The organism is Gryllotalpicola reticulitermitis, assembly GCF_042651345.1.
Taxonomy (GTDB): Bacteria; Actinomycetota; Actinomycetes; order Actinomycetales; family Microbacteriaceae; genus Gryllotalpicola; species Gryllotalpicola reticulitermitis.
The window spans coordinates 588388-604547 of sequence record NZ_JBHSCN010000002.1; the positions used below are offsets into that span (position 1 = coordinate 588388).

25 protein-coding genes are annotated in these 16160 nt (G+C 66.7%); 3 read left to right on the top strand and 22 right to left on the bottom strand.

Translation table 11 applies throughout. From position 1 onward, the window contains the following. Positions 1–20: 20 nt before the first annotated feature. The 3 genes from ACFOYW_RS03315 to ACFOYW_RS03325 are packed head-to-tail and all read left to right on the top strand — an operon-like array spanning position 21 to position 2980. Positions 21–785, top strand: coding sequence for an acylneuraminate cytidylyltransferase family protein (locus ACFOYW_RS03315; protein ID WP_390227220.1), 765 nt, complete (start codon positions 21–23; stop codon positions 783–785). After that, complete coding sequence (locus tag ACFOYW_RS03320) at positions 782–1654, top strand: N-acetylneuraminate synthase family protein (RefSeq protein ID WP_390227221.1); 873 nt, start codon at positions 782–784, stop codon at positions 1652–1654. The genes ACFOYW_RS03315 and ACFOYW_RS03320 overlap by 4 nt, the downstream gene beginning before the upstream one ends. A gap of 15 nt (positions 1655–1669) precedes the next feature. Next, positions 1670–2980 carry a DUF6716 putative glycosyltransferase gene (locus tag ACFOYW_RS03325; RefSeq protein WP_390227222.1) on the top strand — a complete coding sequence of 437 codons (1311 nt, stop codon included), beginning with the start codon at positions 1670–1672 and terminating at the stop codon, positions 2978–2980. On the opposite strand, the gene truA is transcribed toward ACFOYW_RS03325, so the two are convergent. The 22 genes from truA to rpsQ all read right to left on the bottom strand — a co-directional run bounded on the left by truA (position 2955) and on the right by rpsQ (position 16160). After that, the gene (truA, locus tag ACFOYW_RS03330; protein WP_390227223.1) at positions 2955–3833 is read right to left on the bottom strand and encodes a tRNA pseudouridine(38-40) synthase TruA; all 879 of its coding nucleotides are present in this window, start codon (positions 3831–3833) and stop codon (positions 2955–2957) included. The genes ACFOYW_RS03325 and truA overlap by 26 nt on opposite strands. Continuing rightward, complete coding sequence (locus ACFOYW_RS03335; protein ID WP_390227224.1) at positions 3830–4240, bottom strand: YchJ family protein; 411 nt, start codon at positions 4238–4240, stop codon at positions 3830–3832. The genes truA and ACFOYW_RS03335 overlap by 4 nt, the downstream gene beginning before the upstream one ends. 80 nt (positions 4241–4320) lie before the next feature. Beyond that, positions 4321–4959: a 50S ribosomal protein L17 gene (rplQ, locus tag ACFOYW_RS03340; protein ID WP_390227225.1), complete on the bottom strand. Its 639-nt coding sequence runs from the start codon at positions 4957–4959 to the stop codon at positions 4321–4323. Positions 4960–5008: 49 nt separating this feature from the next. After that, on the bottom strand, positions 5009–5998 hold the full coding sequence (locus ACFOYW_RS03345; protein ID WP_390227226.1) for a DNA-directed RNA polymerase subunit alpha: 990 nt from the start codon (positions 5996–5998) through the stop codon (positions 5009–5011). Between the two features lie 163 nt (positions 5999–6161). Further along, positions 6162–6560: a 30S ribosomal protein S11 gene (gene rpsK / locus ACFOYW_RS03350; protein ID WP_390227227.1), complete on the bottom strand. Its 399-nt coding sequence runs from the start codon at positions 6558–6560 to the stop codon at positions 6162–6164. A 35-nt stretch (positions 6561–6595) separates the two neighbouring features. Beyond that, complete coding sequence (gene rpsM / locus ACFOYW_RS03355; RefSeq protein WP_120788499.1) at positions 6596–6976, bottom strand: 30S ribosomal protein S13; 381 nt, start codon at positions 6974–6976, stop codon at positions 6596–6598. A gap of 129 nt (positions 6977–7105) precedes the next feature. Then, entirely contained in the window at positions 7106–7222 is a 117-nt protein-coding gene (gene rpmJ / locus ACFOYW_RS03360) for a 50S ribosomal protein L36 (protein WP_390227228.1), read from the bottom strand. 69 nt (positions 7223–7291) lie between these two features. Then, on the bottom strand, positions 7292–7513 hold the full coding sequence (infA, locus tag ACFOYW_RS03365; RefSeq protein ID WP_021759551.1) for a translation initiation factor IF-1: 222 nt from the start codon (positions 7511–7513) through the stop codon (positions 7292–7294). A 205-nt stretch (positions 7514–7718) separates the two neighbouring features. Then, positions 7719–8612, bottom strand: a complete 894-nt coding sequence (locus tag ACFOYW_RS03370; RefSeq protein WP_390227230.1) for an aminotransferase class IV — start codon at positions 8610–8612, stop codon at positions 7719–7721. Between the two features lie 91 nt (positions 8613–8703). After that, complete coding sequence (gene map, locus ACFOYW_RS03375; RefSeq protein WP_390227231.1) at positions 8704–9540, bottom strand: type I methionyl aminopeptidase; 837 nt, start codon at positions 9538–9540, stop codon at positions 8704–8706. A gap of 7 nt (positions 9541–9547) precedes the next feature. Further along, positions 9548–10174 (bottom strand): adenylate kinase, encoded by a 627-nt coding sequence (locus ACFOYW_RS03380; RefSeq protein ID WP_390227232.1) that lies wholly within the window; start codon positions 10172–10174, stop codon positions 9548–9550. After that, the gene (gene secY / locus ACFOYW_RS03385) at positions 10171–11493 is read right to left on the bottom strand and encodes a preprotein translocase subunit SecY (RefSeq protein ID WP_390227233.1); all 1323 of its coding nucleotides are present in this window, start codon (positions 11491–11493) and stop codon (positions 10171–10173) included. The genes ACFOYW_RS03380 and secY overlap by 4 nt, the downstream gene beginning before the upstream one ends. 99 nt (positions 11494–11592) lie before the next feature. Continuing rightward, positions 11593–12126: a 50S ribosomal protein L15 gene (gene rplO, locus ACFOYW_RS03390; RefSeq protein ID WP_390227234.1), complete on the bottom strand. Its 534-nt coding sequence runs from the start codon at positions 12124–12126 to the stop codon at positions 11593–11595. Then, a complete protein-coding gene (gene rpmD / locus ACFOYW_RS03395; protein WP_390227235.1) occupies positions 12126–12308 on the bottom strand; it encodes a 50S ribosomal protein L30 in 183 nt (60 codons plus the stop codon). Before rpmD ends, rplO begins: the two co-directional genes overlap by 1 nt. After that, the gene (gene rpsE / locus ACFOYW_RS03400) at positions 12308–12994 is read right to left on the bottom strand and encodes a 30S ribosomal protein S5 (RefSeq protein ID WP_390227368.1); all 687 of its coding nucleotides are present in this window, start codon (positions 12992–12994) and stop codon (positions 12308–12310) included. The genes rpmD and rpsE overlap by 1 nt, the downstream gene beginning before the upstream one ends. Before the next feature lie 47 nt (positions 12995–13041). After that, positions 13042–13401: a 50S ribosomal protein L18 gene (rplR, locus tag ACFOYW_RS03405; RefSeq protein WP_390227236.1), complete on the bottom strand. Its 360-nt coding sequence runs from the start codon at positions 13399–13401 to the stop codon at positions 13042–13044. 2 nt (positions 13402–13403) lie between these two features. After that, positions 13404–13940 carry a 50S ribosomal protein L6 gene (rplF, locus tag ACFOYW_RS03410; protein WP_390227237.1) on the bottom strand — a complete coding sequence of 179 codons (537 nt, stop codon included), beginning with the start codon at positions 13938–13940 and terminating at the stop codon, positions 13404–13406. A gap of 6 nt (positions 13941–13946) precedes the next feature. Beyond that, a complete protein-coding gene (rpsH, locus tag ACFOYW_RS03415; RefSeq protein ID WP_390227238.1) occupies positions 13947–14345 on the bottom strand; it encodes a 30S ribosomal protein S8 in 399 nt (132 codons plus the stop codon). Between the two features lie 192 nt (positions 14346–14537). Next, complete coding sequence (gene rplE, locus ACFOYW_RS03420; protein ID WP_390227239.1) at positions 14538–15128, bottom strand: 50S ribosomal protein L5; 591 nt, start codon at positions 15126–15128, stop codon at positions 14538–14540. Beyond that, on the bottom strand, positions 15128–15487 hold the full coding sequence (rplX, locus tag ACFOYW_RS03425) for a 50S ribosomal protein L24 (protein ID WP_390227240.1): 360 nt from the start codon (positions 15485–15487) through the stop codon (positions 15128–15130). Before rplX ends, rplE begins: the two co-directional genes overlap by 1 nt. A gap of 5 nt (positions 15488–15492) precedes the next feature. Continuing rightward, positions 15493–15861, bottom strand: a complete 369-nt coding sequence (gene rplN / locus ACFOYW_RS03430) for a 50S ribosomal protein L14 (RefSeq protein WP_390227241.1) — start codon at positions 15859–15861, stop codon at positions 15493–15495. After that, positions 15861–16160, bottom strand: coding sequence for a 30S ribosomal protein S17 (gene rpsQ / locus ACFOYW_RS03435; RefSeq protein WP_390227242.1), 300 nt, complete (start codon positions 16158–16160; stop codon positions 15861–15863). The genes rplN and rpsQ overlap by 1 nt, the downstream gene beginning before the upstream one ends.

A 16160-nucleotide genomic window follows, 5' to 3' on the forward strand; every position in this document is an offset into this window, starting at 1 on the left:
CGGAGCGCTTAGCTAAGGGGATGCATCGCCCTGAAAGCGGCGCTTCCGGGCGCGATCAGTCGGTCGTCGCGATCATTCCCGCACGCGCAGGCTCCAAAGGAGTCCCCGGGAAGAACCTGCGCGTCGTCGGCGGCCTCCCGCTCATCGCCCGCGCCGTCGCCGCCGCCCGCGCGGCCGAGCTCATCGACGTGGTCGCGGTGTCGACCGACGGCGACGACATCGCTGCCGCGGCGCAGGAGGCGGGTGCGCAGATCATCGAGCGTCCGGCGGAGCTCGCGACGGATGCCTCCAGCAGCGAGTCCGCGCTGCTGCACGCCCTCGACGAGCTCGAGGCCACAGGCATCCGCCCCACTGTTCTCGTCTTCATCCAGGCGACCAGCCCATTCATCTCACCGCGCGACCTGGACGACGCCGTGCAGCGCATTCTCGACGGCGAGAGCGACGTCGTGCTCTCGGTGGTCGAGTCGCACGGATTCCTGTGGCGCCTGACGGGCCACGGCGCCGTCGGCGTGAACCATGACAGCTCGTTCAGACCGCGTCGACAGGACCGTGAGGCAGAATACCTGGAGACGGGCGCCTTCTACGTGATGCGCGTCGACGGTTTCCGGGAGGCGGGGTTCCGCTTCTTCGGCCGCGTCGGCGTCGCACTGACCGATGAGCGCCATGCCCTCGAGATCGACACTCTTGCCGAACTCGACGTCGCCGAGGCCATCGCACGCAGCGAGGCCGCTGCCACCGAAGCTTCAACGTCCGCAATCACCAGCAGTTCGAAAGGCCATTCATGACCGTCCACATCGGGTCCCACGCCATCGGCGACGACCAGCCCGTCTACGTCATCGGCGAGATCGGCCTCAACCACAACGGCTCCGTCGAGATCGCGAAGCAGCTCATCGACGTCGCCGCCGACGCCGGCGCGCAGGCCGTCAAGTTCCAGAAGCGCACGCCCGAGATCTCGACGCCCGAGCACATGAAGAACACCCCGCGGTCGACGCCGTGGGGCGACATGACCTACCTTGAGTACCGGTACCGTGTCGAGTTCGACCGCGACCAGTACCTCGAGATCGGCGCGTACGCCAACTCGAAGGGCCTCGACTGGTTCGCCTCCCCGTGGGACGTGCCGTCGGTCGACTTCCTCGAAGACCTCGACGTCGTCGCCTTCAAGATCGCCTCGGCGTCGGTGACCGACATCGAGATGCTCGACGCCATCGCGAAGACCGGCAAGCCCGTCATCCTCTCCACCGGCATGTCGACGATCGACGAGATCGATGCCGCTGTAGCGCGTTTCGACCGCGAGAAGCTCATCCTGCTGCACGCCACGTCGACCTACCCGCTTCCGCCCGAAGAGGCGAACCTGCGCATGATCCGCACCCTCAAGGACCGCTACGCCGGCGTGCCCGTCGGCTACTCGGGCCACGAGCCGGGCCTGCAGATCTCGATCGCCGCGGTGGCGCTCGGCGCCGTCGCCGTCGAGCGCCACATCACGCTCGACCGCACCATGTGGGGCTCGGACCACGCCGCATCGCTCGAGCCGCACGGCCTGAGGAACCTCGTGCGCGACATCCGCGTCATCGAGAAGGCCATGGGCGACGGCGTCAAGCGCGTCTTCCCGGGCGAAGAGGCACCCAAGTCGAAGCTGCGCCGCGTCGGCGCCTGAGACCGTTTGGACCAGGTGAAACGCAAGCTGCTCGGAGTCATCGACTCGGACTCCTATGCCAAGTGGGGCGCGGCACTGCTCTCGCGCCTCGATCGTGACGCGTGGCAGGTCGATCTGACCGTCGTCGGGTCGCGGCCCGCCGCGAGTGCCGGGCAGCTCGCCTCCGCCCTCGTGGGCACGGCGTTCCAAGCGGATGCCGTGCCCCGGGCGACCCTGCCCGAGATCCTCGACCGGCTCGGCCGCGAGGCGTACGACGCCGTGTTCGTGTCGACGAGCGGCGCGGTCGCCGAGGCCGTGATCACGGAGATCACGATGAAGATCAGGCCGCGCCCGGTGCTCCTCACCGGCCTGCCTGGCATCTCCTCTCCCGCCAAGTACAAGGGCATCTTCCGCCGCGCCCAGGCGGATCTGTTCGTGCTGCACAGCCATCGCGAGATCCGTGAGCATCGCGAGCTTGTAGCCGCACGAGGCATGACGCACAACTTCGTGCTCGCGACGCTGCCGTTCCTCGAGCAGCTGCAGACCGCCGGTGCTGCCGCACCCGGACGACGCGACAGCATCGTGTTCGCCGCGCAGCCCGGCGTGCCGTGGCACCTCGAGGAACGCCAGGCGATGGCCGCGCGGCTCGTCGAGGCCGCGCGCGCGAATCCCGGCCTTCGGGTCGTCCTGAAGGTGCGGGCGCTGCCGGGTGAGCTGCAGACGCACCGCGAGAAGTATCCGTACCCCGATCTGCTGCCGGCGGGCCGCCCCGCCAACCTCGTCGTCGAGGCCGGCCCGATGTCCGAGCACCTCGCGCGCGCCGTCGGCTTCGTCACCGTGAGCTCGACCGCGGCGATCGAGGCGATCGCGGCGCACGTGCCCTCGATCGTGCTCACCGACTTCGGCGTCAGCGGCCCCATGATCAACACCGTGTTCATCGGCAGCAACCTGCTCGCGTCATCCGACGAACTGGTCGCTGCGCGCTTCCGCGAGGTCGATCCGGCGTGGCGGCAGGACAACTACTTCCACGACCCCGCAGAGAACAACTGGCAGCAGCAGCTCGACGCGCTGGCCGCCCTGCGCGACGTGGGCGCACTGCCTGACCGGCCGGCGCAGCGCACCAGCAGCGGCGGCGCGCTGCGGCGCGCGTGGGACCGCAAGCGCGCCTTCGGCGAGCACGACCACACCGCCCTGGGCTACCTCGCCGCCACGATCGGCTACCCCATGCTCTACGCACGCCGGCTCCTCACTTCGCTGCGTTCACCCGCCAGCGCCGCGCCGGTCATCGACGAGACCAACGACGAGGCGACCGAGGGCCAGGTCACAGCTCACGCCGGGCGCGAGTAGCTGCCGCGCGCGCCGCAAGCTCACCCGCAGCCGGGTACCCGACCTCGGTCAACGTCAGACCCTTCGCGGCCATCACCTTGAACGCGCTCGTGCGCTCGCCGACGTCGAGAATGAGGCCGAGATCGGATGCTTCGAGCCGGCCCTCCCCCACAGCGACGGCCGCCCCGACGAGTGCCCGCACCATGCTGTGGCAGAACGCGTCCGCCTGCAGCTCCGCGATCAGCACCCCGGCGTCGTCGCGGCGCCAGCGATAGCCCTGCAGGGTTCGGATCGTCGTCGCACCCGCACGCGGCTTGCAGTACGCGGCGAAGTCGTGCAACCCCAACAGCTGCTCGGCGCCTGCCTGCATCGCGGGTAGGTCGAGCGCGTCCGGCCACCACACCGTGCGGTGCCGCTGCGCGGGGTCACGCGTCTCGACACGGTCGCTGACGCGGTACTCGTAGCGCCGCCACACGGCCGAGAACCTCGCATCGAAGCCGGCCGGGGCGATGGCGCCGCGCTTGATCACGACGTCGCTGCTCTGGCCGAGGACACCGTTCAGCCGGTGTGCCAGGGCCGCTCCCGCCTCGGGCGCCGGCTCTGCGCCGACGCGGACTCTGCGCAGTGCGTCGAGCTGGTCTGCGGTGAGATCGAGGTGCACCACCTGGTCGGCGGCGTGCACACCGGCATCCGTTCGCCCTGCGACGACGAGTGTCGGCGATGGTGGCGTGCGCGTGAACAGCGTCGCGAGGGCGTCTTCGACCACGCCCTGCACCGTGCGCAGTCCCGGCTGCCGCGCCCACCCGTTGAACGCGGTGCCGTCATATGCGAGATCGAGCCGCACCCGTGTGCCAGGGTCTGACGACCCGCTCACGCCAGGATCTCGCCGTCGAGGTAGAGCCACTGAGCGCCCGCGCTCGTGCCACCGCGTACGAAGCGGCTGCGCTCGTGCAGCTCGCCGCGCTCGGCGCCCTGACGCCAGATCGCGCGGAACTCGACGGCGCCCTCGCGGTCGAACGGGCCGCCCGCCTCGGTGGCCACAATGTCGAGACGACGCCACACGAGCGGCGGCTCGCCGTCAGGCTCGACCGATGCGGGTCGGGTCGACGGATGCCACGACGACAGCACATAGGCGGAATCACCCAGCGCGTAGGCGCTGTAGCGGCCGCGCATGAGCTGCTCGGCCGTTGCCGCGCGCCGCACGCCATCGTGCAGCGGCCCGCAGCATTCGCCGTAGCTCAGGCCCGTTCCGCAGGGGCATCGGCTCGCACCGTCCGTCACGCGTCAATTCTCCCCTGTGGAACGAGAACGCCCCGCCACCCTCTCGGGCTACGGGGCGTTCTTCGTGAGCGGTGCGGTGCTTACTCTGCGTCCTCGGCGGACTCGGCCGCGGCGTCGCGCGCCTCGGTGTCGGCAGCCTCGGGCTCGGTCTCAGCAGCCTCGGGCTCAGCAGCCTCGGGCTCAACAGCCTCGGGCTCAACAGCCTCGGGCTCAACAGCCTCGGCGTCAGCAGCCTCGGTCTCAGCGACCTCGGCCTCGACGGCCTCCTCGGCGGCTTCGGTGTCGGCGACCTCGGGCTCGTCAGCCGGAGCCTCCGCGGCGGGTGCCGCAGTGGTCTTCGTCTTCTTCACCTTCGGCGTGACGGGCTCGAGAACCAGCTCGATGACGGCCATGGGGGCGTTGTCACCCTTGCGGTAACCGGTCTTGACGATGCGGGTGTAGCCACCCTCACGGTCGGCGACCAGCGGCGCGATCTGCGTGAACAGCTCGTGCACCACCGACTTGTCCTTGATGACGGCGAGCACACGACGGCGCGCGTGCAGGTCGCCGCGCTTCGCGAACGTGACGAGGCGCTCAGCGATCGGGCGCAGGCGCTTCGCCTTGGCCTCGGTCGTCTGGATCGACTTGTGGGTGAACAGGCTGGCGGCCAGGTTCGCGAGCAGCAGGCGCTCGTGGGCAGGACCGCCCCCGAGGCGGGGGCCCTTAGTGGGCTTGGGCATGGTGATTCTCCGTTATTGAAAAGGTGGGGTGGCCAGGAACCGGCAAGACCTAGTTGGCCTCGTCCTCGAAGCCGCTGTAGAAGTGGGCGCCGTCGAACCCGGGAACCGAGTCCTTGAGCGACAGGCCCATTTCCGTCAGCTTCTCCTTGACCTCATCCACCGACTTCTGACCGAAGTTGCGGATGTTCATGAGCTGCGTCTCGGAAAGGGAGACCAGCTCGCTGACGGTGTTGATGCCCTCGCGCTTGAGGCAGTTGTATGAGCGAACCGAGAGGTCGAGGTCCTCGATGGGCATCGACAGCTCGGAGCTGAGAACGGCGTCGACCGGCGCCGGGCCGATCTCGATGCCCTCAGCCTGGTTGTTCAGCTCACGAGCGAGACCGAACAGCTCGACCAGCGTGCGGCCGGCCGAGGCGATCGCGTCGCGCGGGGTGATCGCCGGCTTCGACTCGACGTCGACCACGAGGCGGTCGAAGTCGGTGCGTTCACCCGCACGGGTGGCCTCGACGCGGTACGTGACCTTGAGCACCGGCGAGTAGATCGAGTCGACCGGGATCTGGCCGGCCTCGCTGAACTCGCTGCGGTTCTGCTGCGCCGAGACGTAACCGCGGCCGCGCTCGATGGTGAGCTCGATCTCGAGCTTCGCCTTGTCGTTGAGCGTCGCGATGACGAGCTCAGGGTTGTGGATCTCGACACCGGCGGGAGCGGAGATGTCTGCAGCGGTGACCTCGCCCGCGCCCTGCTTGCGCAGGTAAGCGGTGATGGGCTCGTCGTGCTCGCTCGAGACGACCAGGCCCTTGATGTTCAGGATGACCTCGGTGACATCTTCCCTGACGCCAGGCACCGTGCTGAACTCGTGCAGAACACCATCGATACGGATGCTGGTGACCGCAGCCCCGGGGATCGACGACAGCAGCGTGCGGCGAAGCGAGTTGCCGAGGGTATACCCGAAGCCGGGCTCAAGCGGCTCGATGACGAACCGCGAGCGGAACTCCGAGATCGGCTCCTCGGTCAAAGTAGGACGCTGTGCAATGAGCACTGTTGATTCCTTTCGGCTAAGGGTCCGCTATATGACCCCTGCGTGAGTGGAGTTGTTGAGTTATGTGAAAGCGATTGGCGCGGGCCGCGCCAGCGGGGGCGCAGAGCGCCTCCGCCCGGCCCGCGCCGGGGCCTTTCGGCCCCGGTAGTCCTACCTACTGCTGTTAGACGCGACGGCGCTTCGGCGGGCGAGCGCCGTTGTGCGCCTGCGGCGTCACGTCGGTGATGCTTCCCACCTCGAGGCCGGCGGCCTGAAGCGAGCGGATCGCGGTCTCGCGACCCGAACCCGGGCCCTTGACGAAAACGTCGACCTTCTTCATGCCGTTCTCCTGCGCCTGACGCGCAGCCGACTCGGCGGCGAGCTGAGCGGCGAACGGGGTCGACTTGCGCGAGCCCTTGAAGCCGACGCCACCGGACGAGGCCCAGCTGATCACAGCACCGGTCGTGTCGGTGATCGACACGATCGTGTTGTTGAAGGTGCTCTTGATGTGGGCCTGGCCCACAGCGATGTTCTTCTTGTCCTTGCGGCGCGGCTTGCGCGCGGCAGCCTTGGGTGCAGCCATTAGTGTCTATCTCTCCTGAATCCGTGGGCCCGCGATTACTTGCGGCCGGCCTTCTTCTTGCCGGCGACGGTGCGCTTCGGACCCTTACGGGTACGCGCGTTCGTCTTGGTGCGCTGACCGCGCACCGGGAGGCCACGGCGGTGGCGCAGACCCTCGTAGGAGCCGATCTCGACCTTGCGGCGGATGTCGGCCTGCACCTCGCGGCGGAGGTCACCCTCGACCTTGAAGCTGCCCTCGATGTAGTCACGGAGGGCGACGAGCTGGTCGTCGGTCAGGTCCTTGACCCGGATGTCCCCCGAGATGCCGGTGGCGGCGAGGGTCTGAAGCGACCGGGTGCGACCGACACCGTAGATGTACGTCAGTGCGATCTCCACGCGCTTCTCGCGCGGGATGTCAACGCCTGCAAGACGTGCCATTTTGGCTTTCTCCTGTAAGTGAGTGGAGGTGTGGAGCAGCGTCTGTGCCCGGGCCTCCAACCCGAGGTGTCCCCGACGAATCGGTTCCGGCGCTGCCTAGCTGTATTCAGTTATGAAGCTTGAAAGGGATTAACCCTGGCGCTGCTTGTGACGCGGGTTCGACGAGCAGATGACCATGACCCGGCCATTGCGGCGGATGATCTTGCAGTGCTCGCACATGCGCTTGACTGAGGGCTTGACCTTCATGTGATGTATTCCTTCGCTGTCATCGTGCGCCTTCCTGGCGGGAAGGGCCGTTACTTGTGCAGCGAATTCCTACTTGTAGCGGTAGACGATGCGGCCGCGGGTCAGATCGTAGGGGCTGAGCTCGACGATCACGCGGTCCTCGGGGAGGATACGGATGTAGTGCTGTCGCATCTTGCCGCTGATGTGGGCAAGAACCTTGTGACCGTTGGTCAGCTCGACGCGGAACATCGCGTTGGGCAGAGCCTCGACCACAGATCCTTCGATCTCGATGACGCCGTCTTTTTTGGCCATAGCCTCACTGTCGCTAAAAAGTAAGAGTTCGCTGTTCGTGCGGGGGATGAGGATGCCTTAAACGTTGCACGACGCGCACCGCAAAACGGGTGCAAGACACCAAAGATCAATCGTACCGGAAGTATTCCAATAACGCGAGTTGAGGTCTAAGCTCGCTCATTCACTCGGCGTGTCTCGCCTGCGGACGGCGCCTGCAGGCCGGGCACTACTCCCTGCGCGAGATGAGTGCCGCGTTGAGCCTGCCGCTGAACTCATGATCGACGGCGATCGGCAACTCGTCGACGGCGGTGATCGGCGTCGCGAGCGCGACGCTCGACAGAATCCACACACCGTCAGAATCGTGCAGCTCACTTACGGGAACCAGCCGGTCGACGGTCTCCAGGCCCCATTCCTCGGCGACCGCGAACGCACTCATCTGCGTCGTTCCCGGCAGGATGCCGATGTCGATCTTCGGGGTGATGAGCGTGTTGCCCCGACGCAGCAGCACCGTCGATTGCGGCGCCTCCATCACGTACCCGTCGGACGACACGAAGATCGCATTCTGCGCACCCCGTCGTCGCGCCTCCCGCAGCGCCGCCATGTTGACGGCGTACGACAGCGTCTTGGCTCCGGGAAGCAGCCACGGCGCGCGCTCGGAGAGATCACTGCTGTACCCGCGGTCGAGCGTCGCAACGCGGATTCCACTCGTGCGCTCGGGGAAGTCGCCCTCGGCCTCCGTCGCGACGAGCCAGCCGCTCGGCTGCCCGGAGCCCTCGATCCCGCGCGACAGCGCGAGCTTCACACCGCCCTGCCGATCGCTCGGCAGCGCCGCCGCGGCCATGCGCATCGCCACGAGCCACTGCTCGAGGTTCGGTGCCGGCAGTTCGAGTAGCTCGGCCGAGCGCGCCAGGCGCCAGAAGTGCCCACTGATCGCCTGCGGGAGACCGCTCAGCACGCCGAGGGTCTCGAACACCCCGTCGCCTCGCGTCGCCCCGAGATCGGTGCCCTCGAGGATCGGCGTGCCGCGTTCCACGCGATGCACGGTCGAAGCCCAGCCCGCCGCCGGCTCCGCCGCGTCCGCGGGTGCGACGTCGAGTACGAAAACGATGGGGTCAGACATACCGCTCCGTCCGTGTGCTGACGAGCCCTGCCGAAGCCGGCTGCTGCTGAGGCATCCGCTCGTGCTCGCCTTCTGTTGTTCTGCGCGTGAGTTACGCGATGGGGGTCGGGGTGATTCCGAACTGCGCGAGGCCGGCAGCCCCGCCGTCCTCAGCGGTCAGTACCCAGATGCCGTCTTTGTGGACCGCGACACTGTGTTCCCAGTGGGCGGCCGCCGAGCCGTCTTCGGTCACGACCGTCCAGCCGTCGTCACGGACATAGGTGTCTGCACTGCCGAGCGTGACCATCGGCTCGATCGCGACGACGAGACCCGGGCGCACCTCGGGGCCGCGCTGGCGCACCGCGTAGTTGAACACCGGCGGGTCCTCGTGCATGGCACGACCGATGCCGTGGCCGATGTAGTCGGTGAGAATGCCGTAGTCGCCCTGCGACTCGATGTAGGACTCGATCGCCGCCCCCACCTCGTTGAGATGCTTCGCGGAGTACAGCTGGGCGATGCCGTGCCACAGCGACTGCTCGGTGACGCGGTTGAGCTCGCGCCGCGCCGCGACCTCACCGGATCGGCTCGGGTCGTCGACGACGAAGCTGCGCGCTGCGTCGCCGTTCCAGCCCTGCGGCGAGATCGCGCCGGAATCGATCGATACCAGCTCGCCCGCCTTGACGAGGCGCGAGCCCGGGATGCCGTGCACCACCTCGTCTTCGACCGAGGCGCAGATCGTGTGGAAGTAGCCGTGCTCGAGTTTGAAGTTCGACTTGTGGCCGCGCGCCTCGATCGCGGCCTCAGCAGCCGCGTCGAGCTCGAGGGTCGTCACGCCGGGGCGGATGATCGCGTCGACCGCATCGAGGCTCGCCGCGGTGGCGAGCCCCGGCTCGATCATCAGCCGAAGCTGCGCCGGGGACTTGTAGATCGACCTGTGGATCGCGCGCATGCGTTGCTCAGGCAGCAGCGGCGGGGCGGATGCCGCGGGCCGACAGTCCCGCGAGAATGCGTTGGGCGACCTCGTCGACCGTGCCGAGGCCGTCGACCGTGACGACGAGATCGCGCTCGCTGTACACGTCGATCAGCGGCGCGGTCTGCTCCTCGTAGATGGCGAGGCGCTGCCGGATGACCTCTTCGGTGTCGTCGGCGCGGCCCTGCTCGGCGGCGCGCTTGAGCAGCCGCTCGACCACGTGGTCGGTGTCGGCGACGAGCTGGATGACCGCGTCGAGCTGAGTGTCGTTCGAGGACAGCCAATCGTCGAGGAAGCCGACCTGACCAGTGGTGCGCGGGAACCCGTCGAGGAGGAATCCGCTCGCAGCATCAGCCTGGCTGAGCCGGTCGGCCACGATCTCGTTCGTCAGCTCGTCGGGGACGTACCCGCCGCTCGAGGTGATCTCTTTCACCTTGAGGCCGAGCGGCGTCTCGTTCTTGATGTTGTCGCGGAAGATGTCGCCAGTCGACACGGCTGGAATCGCGAACGATTCCGAGATGAACGCCGCCTGAGTTCCCTTTCCGGCCCCGGGAGGACCGACGATCAGGAGGCGGGCGCCGCCTCGCGTGTTCACAGTGACGGCTTCCGTCATCGAAGCAACCCTTCGTAGTGGCGCTGTTGCAGTTGCGAGTCGATCTGCTTCACCGTCTCAAGGCCGACGCCCACGATGATGAGGATCGAGGTGCCGCCGAAGGTGAAGTTGTTGCTGGCGCCGAGCGCAGCGAACGCGATCAACGGGATGAGTGCCACCACGGCCAGATAGATCGAGCCGGGCAGCGTGATTCGGGTGAGGACGTAATCGAGGTACTCGGCCGTCGGACGGCCGGCGCGGATGCCGGGGATGAAGCCGCCGTACTTCTTCATGTTGTCGGCGACCTCTTCAGGGTTGAAGGTGATCGCGACGTAGAAGTACGTGAACCCGACGATGAGCAGCGCATAGAGCACCATGTACAGCGGGTGACCGCCATTGGTCAGATTGTTCGTGACCCAGGTGACCCACGCCGCGGGCTGCTTGCCGGCGGCCGGCTGGTTGAACTGCGCGACGAGCGCGGGCAGGTACAGCAGCGACGACGCGAAGATCACGGGCACGACACCCGCCATGTTGACCTTGATCGGAATGTACGTGTTGCTGCCGCCGTAGGTGCGTCGCCCGATCATCCGCTTCGCGTATTGCACGGGGATGCGCCGCTGCGACTGCTCGACGAACACGACCGCGCCGACGACGATGATGCTGATCAGGATCACCAGCAGGAAGGTGCCGGTGCCGTTGCTCTGCTCGATCGACCAGAACGACGCCGGGAACTGCGCCGCGATCGACGTGAAGATGAGCAGCGACATGCCATTGCCGATGCCGCGCTCGGTCACGAGCTCGCCGAGCCACATGATCAGGCCCGTGCCCGCGGTCATCGTGATGACCATGAGCAGGATGGCGTACCAGCTGGTGTCGGTGAGGATGTTCGAGCACTCCGTTGCGCTCGTCGAACCGAACAGGGCACCGCTGCGCGCGACCGTGATCAGCGTCGTGGACTGCAGCACGCCCAGCGCGATCGTGAGGTAGCGCGTGTACTGCGTGAGGCGCGCCTGGCCGGCCTGGCCCTCTTTGTACAGCGTCTCGAAGTGCGGGATCACGACACGCAGCAGCTGCACGATGATCGACGACGTGATGTACGGCATGATGCCGAGCGCGAAGATCGACAGTTTGAGCAGCGCGCCGCCCGAGAACAGGTTGACCAGCTCGTAGAGGCCGGTGCTGCCCTGGTTCGCGTTCAGACACGCCTGGACGTTGCTGAAGTTGACGTACGGCGACGGGATGAAGGACCCGAGGCGGAAGATCGCGATGATCCCTAGGGTGAACAGGATCTTCTTACGAAGGTCGGGCGTGCGGAGAATCCGCACGATTGCGCTGAACAAGTGGGGGTCCTGCTTCCGTGACAAAGAGAGAGGGCCGGCGGCCTTCGCCACCGACCCTCTACTTTACGTCAGACCCGATGCTGGTCTGACCGGGCATTCTCAGTTGATCGAGCCGCCGGCCGCGACGATCTTCTGCTCGGCAGAGCCGGAGACCTTGTCGACGGTCACGTTCAGCTTCACTTCGATGTCGCCGGTGCCGAGCACCTTGACCTTCTCGTTCTTGCGAACGGCGCCCTTGGCCACGAGGTCCGCGACGGTCACGTCGCCGCCCTGCGGGTAGAGCTCAGCCAGCTTCTCGAGGTTCACGACCTGGTACTCGACCCGGAACGGGTTCTTGAAACCGCGCAGCTTCGGGGCACGCATGACCGAGTTGAGCTGGCCACCCTCGAAACCGGGACGCACCTGGTAGCGCGCCTTCGTACCCTTGGTACCGCGACCAGCCGTCTTACCCTTCGAGCCCTCACCACGGCCGACGCGGGTGCGGTCTTTCTTGGCACCGGCGGCGGGGCGCAGGTGGTGCACCTTCAGAACGCTCACGCGCTCTGCGGGGGCATCCGTCTTCGCAGCCTTGGCCGAGGCCTTCTTGGCTGCAGGCTTCGTGGCGGTGTCTTCCGCCTTGTTCTCGTCAGCCATTAGTCGATCTCCTCAACCTTCACCAGGTGAGCGACGGTACGCACATAACCGCGGTTCTGCGCGTTGTCCTCACGGACGACGACATCGCCGATGCGCTTGAGCCCAAGGCTGCGCAGCGTGTCGCGCTGGTTCTGCTTCTCACTAACCTTGCCCTTGGTCTGAGTGACCTTGAGTCGAGCCATTAGGCACCTGCCTTCGCTGCAGCGGCAGCCTCGGCCGCCTGAGCCTCGGCACGCAGGATGCGGGCCGGAGCGACCTCGTCGTAGTCGAGACCACGACGGGCGGCAACGGCGCGCGGCTCCTCGAGGGACTTCAGAGCCTCGACGGTCGCGTGCACGATGTTGATGGTGTTCGACGAGCCGAGCGACTTGCTCAGAACGTCGTGGATGCCGGCGCACTCGAGCACGGCGCGGGCGGGACCACCGGCGATGACACCGGTACCCGGGGCGGCGGGGCGCAGCAGCACCACACCGGCCGCAGCCTCACCCTGAACGGGGTGCGGAACCGTCGAACCGACGCGCGGGACGCGGAAGAAGTTCTTCTTCGCTTCCTCGACGCCCTTCGAGATCGCCAGCGGCACCTCACGAGCCTTGCCGTAGCCGACGCCGACCAGACCGTTGCCGTCACCGACGACAACCAGGGCGGTGAAGCTGAAGCGACGACCACCCTTCACGACCTTGGAGACGCGGTTGATGGTGACGACGCGCTCCAGGAACTGGCTGCGGTCATCGTTGCGCGAACCGCGCTCGTTGCGACCACCGCGGTCGCCGCGGCCCCCGCGACGGCTCTCGCGGGTGTCTCGCGTGAGCGTGTCGCTGCCGGCAGCGGTCTCGACCGGCTTCTCTACAGTCGCTGCGACGTCAGTCACGTCCTGCGGCTCCTTCTTGAGCTCGTTGTTGTTTACTGCCTCGTCGCTCACAGGTCCAGACCACCTTCACGTGCGCCGTCAGCGATAGCCGCGACGCGGCCCGCGTACTTGTTGCCGCCGCGGTCGAACACCGCGGCTTCGATACCGGCGGCCTTGGCGCGCTCGGCCACGAGCTCGCCCACACGGCGAGCCTTGGCGGTCTTGTCACCGTCGAACGTGCGCAGCTCGGCCTCGAGGGTCGACGCGGACGCGAGCGTGTGACCGACCGCGTCATCGACGACCTGCACGAAGACGTGACGGGCCGAACGGGTGACGACGAGACGGGGACGCGCCGACGTGCCGACGATCTTCTTGCGGAGACGGGCGTGGCGACGGCCACGAGCAGCAGTCTTGCTGTTGTTAGCCATGATTACTTACCAGCCTTTCCGGCCTTGCGACGCACGACCTCGCCGGCGTAGCGGATGCCCTTGCCCTTATACGGCTCGGGCTTCTTGATCTTGCGGACGTTCGCGGCGATCTCACCGACGAGCTGCTTGTCGATGCCGGTCACGATGACGCGGTTGTTGCCCTCGACGGCGAAGGTGATGCCCGAGGGCGCTTCGACCGTGACGGGGTGCGAGAAGCCGAGTGCGAACTCGATCGACGAACCCTTCTGGGCCACGCGGTAACCGGTACCGACGATTTCGAGCGCCTTCGAGTAGCCCTGCGTCACGCCGATGATGTTGTTGCTGATCAGGGTGCGGGTCAGGCCGTGGAGCGAACGCGACTCGCGCTCGTCGTCCGGGCGGGTGACGAGAACCTGGTTCTCTTCGATCTTGACCTCGATGGGGCTCGCGACACTCAGCGAGAGCTCACCCTTCGGGCCCTTGACGGTGACGGCAGCGCCGTCGATCTTCACATCGACCCCGGTGGGGATGTCGATGGGCAGTCTTCCAATTCGCGACATCTTCGATTACCACACGTAGGCGAGGACTTCCCCGCCGACGCCCTTCTTCTCAGCCTGACGGTCGGTGAGAAGACCGGAGGAGGTGGACAGGATGGCGACGCCGAGACCACCGAGGACGGTGGGGATCTCGGTCGACTTCGCGTAGACGCGAAGGCCGGGCTTCGAGACGCGCTTGATGCCGGCGATGGAGCGCTCGCGGTTCGGGCCGAACTTGAGGTCCAGCGTCAGCGTCTTGCCGACGCGGGCGTCGGCAACGGTCCAGCTGGCGATGTAACCCTCGGACTTGAGGATGTCGGCGATGTGGGCCTTGAGCTTCGAGTGCGGCATCGACACGGTGTCGTGGTACGCGTTGTTCGCGTTGCGCAGACGCGTGAGCATGTCTGCGACCGGGTCAGTCATGGTCATGACTAGTGATTCCTAACGCTCACCAGGTTTCGCCGGCCGTTACACGAGCGGCGACCTGTGGTGGAGAGGGCGAGACGGATGCCTCGCCCGGGGCCCTGTATGAAAAGGGCGAACCCGCGGATGACGGGGCCTGTGCTTGGCACAAACCCCGTCATCTTAGCGGGCGTTCCTGAGCATGACGCTCAGGAGGGCTTAAGCGGCCTGGTCGGTCGACTTGAACGGGAAGCCGAGAGCGCGCAGCAGGGCGCGACCCTCGTCGTCCGTCTTCGCCGTGGTGACCACGGTGATGTCGAAACCACGGACGCGGTCGATGCGGTCCTGGTTGATCTCGTGGAAGATCGACTGCTCCTGCACACCGAAGGTGTAGTTGCCGTGACCGTCAAACTGGCGATCCGAAAGACCGCGGAAGTCGCGGATGCGCGGGAGCGCGAGCGACAGCAGGCGGTCGAGGAACTCCCACGCGCGGTCGCCGCGGAGGGTGACGTGCGCGCCGATGGCCTGCCCCTCGCGCAGCTTGAACTGGGCGATGGACTTGCGCGACTTGGTGACCTGCGGCTTCTGACCGGTGATCAGCGTCAGGTCGTTGACCGCGCCATCGATGATCTTGCTGTCACGGGCCGCCTCGCCGACACCGGTGTTCACGACGACCTTGACGAGGCCGGGAACCTGATGCGGGTTGGTGAAACCGAACTGCTCCGTGAGGGCAGCCGCGATCTCGTTCTTGTACTTCTGCTTGAGGCGCGGCTGGATCTTGCCAGCCTGCGCAGCAGCGGTGTCAGTCATTACAGGTCCTTACCTGACTTCTTGGCGTAGCGCACGCGGACGTTCTTCGTGACGCCGTCCTTGGTGACCGACTCGATGCGGTGGCCGACGCGGGTCGGCTTCTTCGAGTCGGGGTCGACGAGTGCGACGTTGGAGATGTGGATCGGGGCCTCGACGGTCTCGATGCCACCGGTCTTCGAGCCGCGCTGGGTCTGGCCGACCTTCACGTGCTTGGTGACGAAGTTGATGCCCTCGACGACGACGCGGTTCTCTTCCGTGATGACACGCAGGACCTTGCCCTGCTTGCCGCGGTCGCCGCCACGCGCCTGCGAGGCGCCGGCGATGACCTGGACGAGATCGCCCTTCTTGATCTTGGCCATGGGGACTAAATCACCTCCGGGGCGAGCGAGACGATCTTCATGAACTTCTTGTCGCGAAGCTCACGGCCGACCGGCCCGAAGATACGGGTGCCGCGCGGCTCGCCGTTGTTGTTGAGCACAACCGCGGCGTTCTCATCGAACTTGATGTAGGAGCCGTCCGAACGACGGGTCTCCTTGACGGTGCGGACGATGACCGCCTTGACGACGTCGCCCTTCTTGACGTTGCCGCCGGGGATGGCGTCCTTGACGGTGGCGACGATGACGTCACCGAGACCCGCGTAGCGGCGGTTGGAACCACCGAGAACGCGAATCGTGAGGAGCTCCTTGGCGCCGGTGTTGTCGGCGACCTTGAGGCGCGATTCAGTCTGGATCATTACTTCGCCCTCTCCAGGATCTCGACCAGGCGCCAGCGCTTCGAAGCGCTCAGCGGTCGGGTCTCGTTGATGATGACGAGGTCGCCCACACCGGCAGAGTTCTGCTCGTCGTGCGCCTTGACCTTTTTAGTCGTGCGCAGGACCTTGCCGTACAGCGGGTGCTTCTTGCGGTCTTCGACCTCGACGACGATGGTCTTCTCCATCTTGTCGCTGACGACGTAACCGCGGACGGTCTTGCGATAGTTGCGAGTCTCGGCAGCCTTCTCGGCGACCTCGGCCTCAGCCTTCTTGTCAGCCAT

What these genes read in the sequence shown, in the direction of transcription:
- ACFOYW_RS03315 (WP_390227220.1), top strand. Translation starts at nt 21, where the DNA reads ATGCATCGCCCTGAAAGCGGCGCTTCCGGGCGCGATCAGTCGGTCGTC.
- ACFOYW_RS03320 (WP_390227221.1), top strand. Translation starts at nt 782, where the DNA reads ATGACCGTCCACATCGGGTCCCACGCCATCGGCGACGACCAGCCCGTC.
- rplQ (WP_390227225.1), bottom strand. Translation starts at nt 4,959, where the DNA reads ATGCCCAAGCCCACTAAGGGCCCCCGCCTCGGGGGCGGTCCTGCCCAC.
- rpsK (WP_390227227.1), bottom strand. Translation starts at nt 6,560, where the DNA reads ATGGCTGCACCCAAGGCTGCCGCGCGCAAGCCGCGCCGCAAGGACAAG.
- rpsM (WP_120788499.1), bottom strand. Translation starts at nt 6,976, where the DNA reads ATGGCACGTCTTGCAGGCGTTGACATCCCGCGCGAGAAGCGCGTGGAG.
- rpmJ (WP_390227228.1), bottom strand. Translation starts at nt 7,222, where the DNA reads ATGAAGGTCAAGCCCTCAGTCAAGCGCATGTGCGAGCACTGCAAGATC.
- infA (WP_021759551.1), bottom strand. Translation starts at nt 7,513, where the DNA reads ATGGCCAAAAAAGACGGCGTCATCGAGATCGAAGGATCTGTGGTCGAG.
- ACFOYW_RS03370 (WP_390227230.1), bottom strand. Translation starts at nt 8,612, where the DNA reads ATGTCTGACCCCATCGTTTTCGTACTCGACGTCGCACCCGCGGACGCG.
- map (WP_390227231.1), bottom strand. Translation starts at nt 9,540, where the DNA reads ATGCGCGCGATCCACAGGTCGATCTACAAGTCCCCGGCGCAGCTTCGG.
- ACFOYW_RS03380 (WP_390227232.1), bottom strand. Translation starts at nt 10,174, where the DNA reads ATGACGGAAGCCGTCACTGTGAACACGCGAGGCGGCGCCCGCCTCCTG.
- rplO (WP_390227234.1), bottom strand. Translation starts at nt 12,126, where the DNA reads ATGGCTGACGAGAACAAGGCGGAAGACACCGCCACGAAGCCTGCAGCC.
- rpmD (WP_390227235.1), bottom strand. Translation starts at nt 12,308, where the DNA reads ATGGCTCGACTCAAGGTCACTCAGACCAAGGGCAAGGTTAGTGAGAAG.
- rplR (WP_390227236.1), bottom strand. Translation starts at nt 13,401, where the DNA reads ATGGCTAACAACAGCAAGACTGCTGCTCGTGGCCGTCGCCACGCCCGT.
- rplF (WP_390227237.1), bottom strand. Translation starts at nt 13,940, where the DNA reads ATGTCGCGAATTGGAAGACTGCCCATCGACATCCCCACCGGGGTCGAT.
- rpsH (WP_390227238.1), bottom strand. Translation starts at nt 14,345, where the DNA reads ATGACCATGACTGACCCGGTCGCAGACATGCTCACGCGTCTGCGCAAC.
- rplE (WP_390227239.1), bottom strand. Translation starts at nt 15,128, where the DNA reads ATGACTGACACCGCTGCTGCGCAGGCTGGCAAGATCCAGCCGCGCCTC.
- rplX (WP_390227240.1), bottom strand. Translation starts at nt 15,487, where the DNA reads ATGGCCAAGATCAAGAAGGGCGATCTCGTCCAGGTCATCGCCGGCGCC.
- rplN (WP_390227241.1), bottom strand. Translation starts at nt 15,861, where the DNA reads ATGATCCAGACTGAATCGCGCCTCAAGGTCGCCGACAACACCGGCGCC.
- rpsQ (WP_390227242.1), bottom strand. Translation starts at nt 16,160, where the DNA reads ATGGCTGACAAGAAGGCTGAGGCCGAGGTCGCCGAGAAGGCTGCCGAG.